Here is an 8,353-nt window from a genome sequence, read left to right as displayed (position 1 = left end):
CGTCCCGGCAATAAATCCTTGATGCGGTCCCATTGGTCATCGCGCAGCGCATAGCGTCGGGTCGTCATTGAACTTCGATGGGATGAGATACTACTGTCCCAGTTTACCTAATTGATGACACGCCCTAGCGTTCATCACCCAAAATTTCCCGTGCCTCCGCTACCGGCATGGCTGTAATAACGGGCACAACGATGCCCGCCTACACTGCAATTGCGAAGAGTTGACGGATAGAAATTTTTTACAGCTTCTATTAATCAAACAAATGATGGACTTACGGAAAGTTTTAATATTTTCGCGCCAATGATCGCCGAGAACATTTAGGTTATTACCCTTACAAAATAGGACTCCATTTAGTAACTTAAATTACTTTAATAAATGAAGTAAGCAGATTTGAGCTTGAATCAATAAATTCTTAACCATTTAAAAAGCTCAATTTGCAAAATTTTTAAAGATTCTGGCCCGTTTAAGATTCGTCAACGTGTTTTCAAAAACATCGTTTTACGTTAATCTCTCTCACAATGAAAAAAGATTCTGGTATTCACATTTCTACCAAGTCCAGGTTGGCAAAGACTGAAAACTGTCGCTTGCTTATCCATAGAATTCCACGTCTGAACTGGGATGAGGTTTAGAGCCTCAACCGGTAGATATCAGGCCAGGGAATCCACTGAACTATTGCAACCGCACCGGGTCTGCTCAGCAGCCTGAGTGCTCAGCAGCTAAAACACATCATTCTGAGGGAGACAATCCGTCATGGTTCAAGCAATTACTCAACCGATCGCAACTCCGTCAGAGCTGACCGAGGCCGAGGTGCGCAGCATGGATGCCTACTGGCGGGCCTGCAACTATCTGGCAGTGGGGATGATTTATCTACGCAATAATCCGCTGCTGAAGCAGCCGCTGCGGCCCGAGCACGTCAAGTATCGCCTACTGGGCCACTGGGGCGCTTCTCCGGCCCTGAGTTTCACCTACATTCACTGCAATCGGCTGATCAAAAAGTATGACCTGGACATGATCTTCATGGCGGGGCCGGGGCATGGTGCTCCCGGCGTGTTGGGGCCGGTGTATCTAGAAGGCACCTACTCCGAATTTTATCCCGACAAGAGCGAAGATCTGGCGGGCATGGGCCGATTCTTTAAGCAGTTTTCCTTCCCCGGCCACATTGGCAGTCACGTCACCCCCGAAACCCCAGGCTCGATCCATGAAGGGGGGGAGCTGGGCTACAGCCTTTCCCATGCCTACGGGGCCGTTTTGGATAACCCAGAGCTGATCGTGGCCTGCGTGGTCGGTGACGGTGAAGCCGAAACCGGGCCATTGGCCACGGCCTGGCACTCGAACAAATTTATCAACCTGGCTCGGGACGGAGCTGTGCTGCCGGTTTTGAATCTAAACGGCTACAAAATCGCCAACCCCACCATTCTCGCCCGCATCTCGGTGGAGGAGCTGGAGTGTTTGTTTCGGGGCTACGGCTACACGCCCTACATCGTGGAGGGCAGCGACCCGGCAGAGATGCACCGCAAGATGGCGGCGGTGATGGAAGAGTGCATTCTCAGCATTAAGGCTGTCCAGCGGGAGGCGCGCATCAGTGGCAACATCGAGCGGCCCCGCTGGCCCATGATTGTGCTGCGCACCCCTAAGGGCTGGACCGGTCCCCAAGAGGTCGATGGTCACAAGGTGGAAGGGTTTTGGCGATCGCACCAGGTCCCCATGGGCGGTATGCACAGCAACCCAGAGCACCTGCGCCTGCTGGAGGAATGGATGCGCAGCTACCGCCCCGAAGAACTGTTTGACGACCATGGCACCCTGATCCCCGAACTCAGGGCTTTGACCCCGGCGGGCGATCGCCGTATGGGGGCCAACCCCCACGCCAACGGCGGGCTACTGCGGCGAGCCCTGAAGATGCCTGCGTTTCAAGACTATGGGATCGAGATGTCTCGACCCGGCACCGTGGAGTTTGAGAATACTAAGGTGCTGGGCTTCCTGATGCGAGACATTATGCGGGATAACCCCCACAACTTCCGCCTGATGGGGCCGGACGAAACCGCGTCGAACCGCTTGCAGGCGGTGTACGAGGTAACCAAGAAGGTCTGGATGGCGGATCTCTACCCCGAAGACCTCGATGGTAGCCAGCTCTCCCGGGATGGTCGGGTGATGGAAATGCTCAGTGAGCACACCCTCCAGGGCTGGCTAGAGGGCTACCTGCTCACCGGGCGGCACGGGCTGTTCCATACCTACGAGGCCTTTGCCCACGTGGTCAGCTCGATGTTTAACCAGCACGCCAAGTGGCTGGATGTCTGCAAAAACCATGTGCCCTGGCGGCGGCCAGTGTCGTCGCTGAATATTCTGCTGTCGTCCCTGGTGTGGCGGCAGGACCACAACGGTTTTAGCCATCAAGATCCGGGCTATATCGACCTGGTCACCAACAAGAGCCCGGAGGTGGTGCGGCTCTACTTCCCCCCCGATGCCAACTGTCTGCTGTCGGTGGCCGACCACTGCTTCCGCAGCGTGGACTACATCAACGTGATTGTCGCCGACAAGCAAAGCCACCTCCAGTACCTGCCAATGGAGGACGCGGTGAAACACTGCACCAAGGGCATTGGCATCTGGGATTGGGCCAGCAACGACGACTGCGGCCTAGAGCCGGATATGCCCGACGTCGTAATGGCCTGCTGTGGCGATATTCCCACTAAGGAATCTTTAGCGGCGACAGCCATTTTGCGGGAAGAATTTCCCCAGCTCAAGGTGCGGTTCATCAACGTGGTGGATTTGTTTAAGCTGATGTCGGCCGGAGAGCATCCCCACGGATTGTCCGACTGGGACTTTAATTCTCTATTTACCACCGACAAACCGGTCATTTTTAATTTCCACGGCTACCCCTGGCTGATTCACAAGCTGGTGTACCGCCGGGCCAACCAAGAGCGCATTCACGTGCGGGGCTACAAAGAGCGGGGCAACATCAATACCCCGCTAGAACTGGCGATCAACAATCAGATCGATCGCTTCAACCTGGTGATTGACGTGATAGACCGAGTGCCCAAGTTAGGCTCAGCCGCCGCCTACGTCAAGGAACGGATGAAAAACAAGATCATTGAATGCGTTGCCTACGCCCATACCCACGGCACCGATGCCGAGGACATGACCCACTGGACCTGGCCGTATTAAATAGACCCGTCTGTACTCCTCACACAGTAATTCCATGGCTATCCCCTCCTCACCCAACCCAATTCCCATCGACGACGATCGCACCGGTGTAGACGTTGAAACCCTGCGGCGATCGCTCACCGAGCACCTCTATTTTCTCCAGGGAAGGCTCCCCGAAACGGCCTCCCAAAATGACTTTTACTTAGCTCTGGCGTATACGATCCGCGATCGCCTGATGCCGAGGTGGTTGCAATCTAACCGCACCTACTACGAACCCGAGTCGCGCGTGGTGTGCTACCTCTCGGCGGAGTTTCTCCTGGGTCGCCATCTGGAGAACAACCTGATCAACCTGGGCATTCGGGAACCTGTTCGCCAGGCGCTGGCCACCGCCAACTTAGATCTACAAACGCTGATCGACCAGGAAGAAGAGCCCGGGCTGGGCAATGGGGGCCTGGGTCGATTGGCCGCCTGCTATATGGATTCCCTGTCTACCCTGAACATTCCGGCGATCGGCTACGGCATTCGCTACGAGTTCGGCATCTTTGACCAGGAGATCCGCGATGGTTGGCAGGTAGAGATTACCGACAAGTGGCTGCAATACGGCAATCCCTGGGAAATTGCCCGGCCCGACTTCGCCGTCAATGTGGGCTTTGGCGGCTATACCGAGTCCTATGTGGATCGCAGTGGCCATTACCGGGTGCGGTGGGTGCCCGCCCAGATGGTCAAGGGCATTCCCTACGACACCCCCATTCTGGGTTACCAGGGCAATACCACCAACACCCTGCGGTTGTGGAAGTCAGAAGCGCCAGAATCCTTCGATTTTCAAGCGTTTAACCGAGGCAACTACTACGGAGCCGTAGATCAGAAGGTGGCCTCTGAAAATCTAACCAAGGTGCTGTATCCCAACGATGAGCTGATTCAGGGCAAAGAACTGCGCCTGGCCCAGCAGTTTTTCTTTGTGTCTTGCTCCCTCAAAGACATGATTCGCATCCATTTGCGCAGCGGCCAGGGGCTAGAGACCTTCCACAACAAGTTTGCGGCCCAGCTCAACGACACTCACCCGGCGATCGGGGTGGCGGAACTGATGCGGCTGCTGATCGACATGCACCAGCTAGACTGGGATACCGCCTGGCACATCACCCAAAACACCTTTGCCTTTACCAACCACACCCTGCTACCCGAAGCGCTCGAAAAATGGCCCCTCGAACTATTTGGCAAGCTGCTGCCGCGCCATCTGGAAATCATTTTGGAGATCAACTACCACTTCCTGGAGCAGGGGCGGCAGCAGTCCCTCAGTCCGGTCCAAATGGAAGCCCTGTCGCTGATTGACGAAAGCGGCGATCGCTACGTACGCATGGCCAACCTTGCCTGTGTGGGCAGCCACTCGATCAACGGGGTCGCCGCTCTCCATACCGAACTGGTGAAGTCAACTATCCTCAAGGACTTCTACGCAATCTCTCCCGAAAAGTTCAACAACAAAACCAACGGCGTCACCCCGCGCCGCTGGATCGTGCAGAGCAATCCTCGCCTGACCCAGCTGATCTCCAGCCAGATTGGCGATCGCTGGATTCGCCACCTCGACGACCTAGAGCACCTGACCGACTTCGCTCAAAACAGCGATTTTCGGCAGCAATGGCGGCAGATCAAGCTAGCCAATAAGTGCGATCTGGCCGAGCACATTCAGCAGCGCACCGGCATCGTCGTCAATCCTGACTCTCTGTTTGACGTGCAGGTGAAACGCATCCACGAGTACAAGCGGCAGCACCTGAATGTGCTCCACATCATCACGCTGTATAACCGCCTCAAGGCCAACCCCAACCTTGACCTTCAACCCCGCACCTTCATCTTTGGGGGCAAGGCCGCGCCGGGGTATTTCATGGCCAAGCTAATGATTAAATTCATTACGGCCGTGGGGGAGGTGGTGAATAGGGATCCCGAGGTGGGCGATCGCCTCAAGGTGGTCTTCTTGCCCGACTACAACGTCAGCTTTGGGCAGCGGGTCTACCCCGCCGCCGACCTCTCGGAGCAAATTTCCACCGCCGGCAAAGAAGCCTCGGGCACCGGCAATATGAAATTTTCGATGAACGGTGCCCTCACCATTGGCACCCTCGATGGCGCGAATATCGAAATTCGAGAGGCCGTGGGAGCCGACAACTTCTTCCTGTTTGGCCTGCGCACCGAAGCGATCGCCGCTCTACAGTCCCAGGGCTACCACCCCTGGGACATTTATCTCGAAAACAAAACCCTGCGCGCGGTGATTGACCGGGTTCAGTCGGGCTATTTTTCCCCCGGCCATCCTGAGCTATTTCGGCCCCTGATCGATACCCTGCTACACCACGATCCGTTCATGCTGCTGGCCGACTATCAGGCCTACATCGACTGTCAAGATCGGGTGAGTCAGGCCTACCGCGACCCGGAGCACTGGACCACCATGTCGATCTGGAATACGGCGCACATGGATCAGTTTTCCAGCGATCGCGCCATCCGCGAATACTGCCAGGATATTTGGCGGGTTGGCCCAGTTCCGGTGCAGCTAGAAGCCTATGACCAAGCCAACACGGCATTGACTATTTAGAGGCATCCCTGCGGGCACCATCACGGTGCCGTCTAACCCCATGTTCTAAACCCTATATCAACCTACTCAGGAGGCAAACCCGTGCCTAAGCTACGAGTTGGAATTAATGGATTTGGCAGAATTGGCCGCCTGGTTCTGCGAGGCGGGATACATCATCCTATCAACCCAGGAAGTCCTCTGTATGAGAGGGTTTCAATGCATCTCCTCTTAACAGACCAGTGCTGGCCATTGTGCTCCCATGCTGCTGCTGCTGCGAGGGCTGCTGAAATAGCTCCAGGATGTAGTCGAATTGATAATCTGTGGCCCAGCGCCGTAGCCAATGACTCAGCTCAGCTCCCTCGGGGGGAATCATCTGGAGCAGAGCTAAAACCGCACTATCATCTCCCAGGGTTGCCGCTTGCCGTAACTGGTCGCACCACTCTTGGGACATCATTGCCAAGTGCTCGGCCTGGAGCGGTAGAATTGGCGGGATGTTAAGCGAACTGCTGGGAGCAGGGGCGATCGCGACTAGTGCCTGGGCACTGCCCGGTACCGTGACTGTGAACTCAAAACAGCTGCCGAGACCGGGTTGACTCTGGCACTGGAGCTGTCCCCCCAGCAGGCGAATGTACTCTTGGCAGATAAACAGACCTAGGCCGCTGCCCTGCTGCGATCGCTGCCCGGATGTCGCCTGTTCAAAGGGGCTAAACAGGTGCTCTAGCTCGTCGCGATCGATGCCGGGGCCCGTGTCGACAACCGCAAAGGTCAGGTGATAGCCCATGGTTGCCGGGATCGCTGCGACCTCGGCGGACGAGGGAGGGGCGGCCCTTTGCGGCTGGCCCACCACTCGCAGGGTGACCTGCCCGGCGACGGTAAACCGAACGGCATTGTCGAGCAGACTCACCAAGCTCTGGTGCAGCTTGGCCTCGTCAATGCGGATGCGCTGGGGCACCGTCCCCGCCGCCGCCACCCGAAATTCCACCGCCGGATGCGCCAGATGGGTCAGGTGGGCCGAGAACTGGATCTGAAGATTGTGCAGCAGCATCCCCAGGTCTAACCAATCCGCGGCCAGGGTGGGAGCCTCCTCAAGATCGAGTTTAGAGGCTAGCAGGAGATTGTTGATCTGCACCAGCAAATAGTCAGCGCTGCGGTACATACTGACCAGCGCCTTGTCATGGGGCTCCGCCAGAGCTGCATCCCGCTGCATCACCTGAATAAACCCCAGGATGACATTTAAGGGCGTCCGCAGCTGGTGACTCATGTTGGCCAAAAACAAGCTCTTAGACTGATTGGCCGCCTCTGCTGCCCCCTTAGCTTTAGCCAGTTCGGCGGTGCGCTGGGCCACCCGGTTCTCCAAGTGATCGAGGGCATCGGCCATCTGGGTCGCCATTTGGTTAAAGGTACTGGCCAGCATGTTTAGCTCGCGCAGGCCTTGCACCGCTACAGGCTGGGTGCGATCGCCCGCCGCGATCGCCCGACTGGCCACAGCCAGCTGCCGAATGGGGCGGTTGATCCAGCGATCGGTTAGCAGCGCCATCAGCATCGCGATCGCCAAGGACAACACCGCTACCAGCAGCGTCGTGCGCACGTAGGTATCCATCTGGGTCAAAAAGTCCGTCTCGGGCACCACCACCACCACCACCCAGTCGAGCCCCAGATCGTCTCCCCAGGGCACAGCACTGACAAACTGCCGCCCCTCAGGCAACCAGACCTCGCGCTGAACCGGAGCCGCGCTGGTCAGCCAATCGCGCTGGGCCAGGTGCTGAGCCGCCGCCCGCACCTGGGGGTTGGGGCTGTCGGTGGCCGCCCGGCGCTGGGCCTCACCATCTACCATCGCAAAGGGCGCACCGCCCGCAGAATTGGCCACCAGAAGCCCACTGCGCTCCACTACAAAAATTTGGGTAGAGGGACTCACCTGAATATCCTGCAAAAACTGCCCCATCTGGGTGAGTCCTAAGTCTGCCCCCATCACCCCCAATAGGTCGCCCTGGGGCGTGTACATAGGGTAGCTGGCCGAAATGGAGAGCACCTCGGGCTGGTCATGCCAGGCGTAAATGGGGCTCCACAGCGGCTGCCCCGCCACCGCCGCCGTCGCATACCACTCCTCTTCCTGCACAGGCTCGGGAGCCGGGGTCACCTCAGCCTGAGTGCGGTGACCCCGATCGTCGGTTTGGTAGATGGTCATGTGCTTGAGGTGATCTCGACGGGTTTCGTTGACCACTAGGGTGCCGTCGGCCAGACGCTCTACGCCAATAAACTCTCCATCAGGGTTGGCGTAGTTCAGGTAGTCCACCGGGTAGCTCTGCATCTGCTGCCAAAAGAACTGCCCCATCTGCTCAAAGTTATTTAAATCGAGCAGCTGGGTCTCGACGGCGGCCACATGGGTTGCGTTTAGCCGAGCCACCATTGAGGTCTGGTACTCAATGTAGGCGGCAACCCGCTCTGTGGTTTCCGCTTGCAAGTTGGTGGCAATCGCCGCCACGGTCACCTGACGATACTGCACCAGCACCCAACTGGCCAGCCCCACTACCGTCAGCATTTGTAACAGGTAGGGCACCTCCAGAACGACGACCAGCGGCAGTCGCTCCAAAAAACGGATCGGTTTAAGGCACAATCTAGACATTGCCATCGCCAGACTCGTTGAAGGTAGGTTCAGAAGAC

At 57.2% G+C, this 8,353-nt stretch carries 3 protein-coding genes; 2 read left to right on the top strand and 1 reads right to left on the bottom strand.

Annotated elements, in window-relative coordinates; all coding sequences use genetic code 11:
- Positions 1–750: 750 nt before the first annotated feature.
- Positions 751–3,159 (top strand): phosphoketolase family protein, encoded by a 2,409-nt coding sequence (locus tag VB780_RS06675; RefSeq protein ID WP_323350364.1) that lies wholly within the window; start codon positions 751–753, stop codon positions 3,157–3,159.
- A 34-nt stretch (positions 3,160–3,193) separates the two neighbouring features.
- Positions 3,194–5,713, top strand: a complete 2,520-nt coding sequence (locus VB780_RS06670; protein ID WP_323350363.1) for a glycogen/starch/alpha-glucan phosphorylase — start codon at positions 3,194–3,196, stop codon at positions 5,711–5,713.
- A gap of 160 nt (positions 5,714–5,873) precedes the next feature.
- On the opposite strand, the gene VB780_RS06665 is transcribed toward VB780_RS06670, so the two are convergent.
- On the bottom strand, positions 5,874–8,321 hold the full coding sequence (locus VB780_RS06665; protein ID WP_323350362.1) for a sensor histidine kinase: 2,448 nt from the start codon (positions 8,319–8,321) through the stop codon (positions 5,874–5,876).
- Between the last annotated feature and the right edge of the window lie 32 nt (positions 8,322–8,353).

Source organism: Leptolyngbya sp. CCNP1308 (genome assembly GCF_034932455.1).
Lineage (GTDB): Bacteria > Cyanobacteriota > Cyanobacteriia > Phormidesmidales > Phormidesmidaceae > Nodosilinea.
This window is presented reverse-complemented; position numbering and strand designations above follow the sequence as displayed.

Bases quoted from the DNA above. Each gene is read 5' to 3' on its own strand.
- VB780_RS06675 (WP_323350364.1), top strand. From the start codon at position 751: ATGGTTCAAGCAATTACTCAACCGATCGCAACTCCGTCAGAGCTGACC.
- VB780_RS06670 (WP_323350363.1), top strand. From the start codon at position 3,194: ATGGCTATCCCCTCCTCACCCAACCCAATTCCCATCGACGACGATCGC.
- VB780_RS06665 (WP_323350362.1), bottom strand. From the start codon at position 8,321: ATGGCAATGTCTAGATTGTGCCTTAAACCGATCCGTTTTTTGGAGCGA.